The organism is Aurantimonas sp. A2-1-M11, from assembly GCF_036549475.1.
Taxonomy (GTDB): domain Bacteria; phylum Pseudomonadota; class Alphaproteobacteria; order Rhizobiales; family Rhizobiaceae; genus Aurantimonas.
Genome location: NZ_JAZHLI010000172.1, coordinates 1 through 2,210 on the forward strand (window position 1 = coordinate 1; position 2,210 = coordinate 2,210).

The 2,210-nt window shown below is 62.5% G+C and carries 2 protein-coding genes and 1 pseudogene; all 3 read left to right on the forward strand.

Going from position 1 to position 2,210, the window contains the following annotated elements; translation table 11 throughout:
- On the forward strand, window positions 1–237 hold a 237-nt coding region (locus VQ042_RS25335), incomplete at its 5' end, for a hypothetical protein (RefSeq protein ID WP_331823013.1).
- Window positions 219–672, forward strand: a pseudogene (locus VQ042_RS25340) (transposase); the annotation flags it as partial. The gene VQ042_RS25335 and the pseudogene VQ042_RS25340, both read left to right, overlap by 19 nt.
- Window positions 673–806: 134 nt before the next feature.
- Window positions 807–2,210 (forward strand): IS1380 family transposase (locus VQ042_RS25345; protein WP_331823014.1); only part of this gene is annotated, 1,404 nt, incomplete at its 3' end.

Consider the following 2,210-nt stretch of genomic DNA (forward strand, 5'->3'; position numbering starts at 1 on the left):
TTGGCTTGTCTGGTTCCTGCAAGCAAGCCAGCCAAAAACGGCGAAACCCCATACGTCCAAACGTCTTTCCGGGTGCGTCGCTTCAACGGCTTAGCCATTATTCAGGGCGGACTTCGTAACGATCTCGTCCGGCTTGTGTCTCTTTCGGGCCATCTCGCGGTCCTCCTTCATGGTCAAAACCATACTTCAGGATGGACCCGTTCAATGGGGGAGGATCAATCGACGAAACCAGTGTGAAGACCAACATGACGCCGCTCAGGGGACGCAGCCCCTGCGCCGAGCGTTTGCGGGCGGAGGCGCCGTTCGGCAAATGGCGGACCCAGACCTTCGTGGCCGGCCTCAGATGCCATGAACTCGTCGCCCCCTGGATCATCGAGGGCGCCATGTCTCGAACCCGGCGATGTCGTCATTCTGGACAACCTGAACGTACACAAGAGCCCAAGAGCCGCGCAGGCCATCGCCGAGCGGGGCGCCTGGCTCTTGTTCCTGCCGAAATACTCCCCCGACCTCAATCCGATAGAAATGGCCTTCTCAAAGCTGAAGACGCTGCTTCGAAAGGCGGCCGCCCGAACCTTGGATGATCTCTGGCGCGCTGTCGGCGATATCTGCGCCCTCTTCACATCCGACGAATGCTGGAATTACTTCAAAGCTGCAGGCTGCGTTGCAGATTAATCGCCCGACGCTCTAATGCCGCGCTAGCCTGGAAAATGCACGGGAGGTCGACGGATGTGGCGCAAGCCGTTGAGGTGATTTAGGATTTGGTTGCTTAAGCCGATCCGCGTCACTTCCCGGAGACCACACCCGCCATGAACGAGCCTACACTGCCGCTGGACGGCTTGTCATCTGTCGGCGGCAAGGCCGTCGTGGCCCGCTTTGACGGCAGCTTGCTGTCTTCCGACAGCGGCGTGATCGCGCTGGCGGAGGTGGAGCGACGGCTTCGTGTCGCCGAGCGATTGGCCCAGTGCATCAACGACCCGCGCTCTGCGAACCAGATCGTTCACAGCCTGGCCGACATGATCGGCTTTCGCATGAAGATGATCGCCGCCGGCTATGAAGACGGCAACGACGCCGACCGCCTGCGCTCTGACCCGGTGTTCAAGATGGCCCAGGATACGCTCCCGTCGGGTCGCTCGCTCGCCTCCCAATCGACGATCTGCCGCCTGGAGAACCTGCCTGGCGTGCGGGAGCTGATCGCCATGGGCCGAGCCATGGTCGATCTCTACTGTCGCTCGTTCCGACAGGCGCCGAAGCGGATCGTGCTCGACATCGACGATACGTTCGACGCCGTGCACGGCGGTCAGCAGTTGCGACTGTTCAACGCCCACCACGACGAATACGGCTTCCAGCCGATCGTGGTGTTCGATGGCGAGGGCCGCTTTGTTGGCGCGGTCCTGCGACCGGCGAAGCGTCCCAGGGGATCGGAAATCAGGGCTCACCTGCGTCGCCTCGTACGGGCAATCCGCGCCCACTGGCCGCATACGCGGATCCTGATCCGGGGCGACAGCCACTACTGTGGCCCGCTGGTCATCGACTGGTGCCGCGCCAATGATATCGACTTCATCTTCGGCGTGGCTCCCACCACGACCCTGCGCAAGCATGTGGAGAGCCTTGAGACCAGCACGACGGCGCGCTTCGAGGCTTCGGCGAGGACAGGCAAGGTTCGCAGGTTCAAGGAGTTCTTCGACGGCGCCGCAAGCTGGAGCCGCGTCGAGCGGATCATCGCTCGCGTCGAGGTCGGCACCCAGGGCTCCGACACCCGCTTCATCGTCACCAATCTCGTGGGCGGCAGGGCCAGGACGCTCTATCAGGACGTCTACTGCCGTCGCGGAGCGGCCGAGAACCACATCAAGTCATTCAAGACACATCTGGCCGCCGATCGCACCTCCTGCAGCAAGGCGACGGCGAACCAGTTCCGCCTGTTCCTGCATGCTGGCGCCTACTGGCTGATGTGGGGCCTGCGAGCTGCGATGCCGAAGCGTTCGCACCTCGCCGTCGCGCAGTTCGACACGTTGCGTCTGCGCCTCATCAAAATCGCCGCTCGGGTGGTCGAATTGAAGACCCAAATCCGCCTGCACATGCCGACATCGTGCCCCGACCAGGGGATGTCCCGAAGTTTGTTGAACTTCGGCGAGCGGCGTTGCCGGATTGAAGGTTACGCGGCCCTGGAAACAGGGGCAACGGGCTTTTCGGCGAGGCGCTCTCGATGGGCA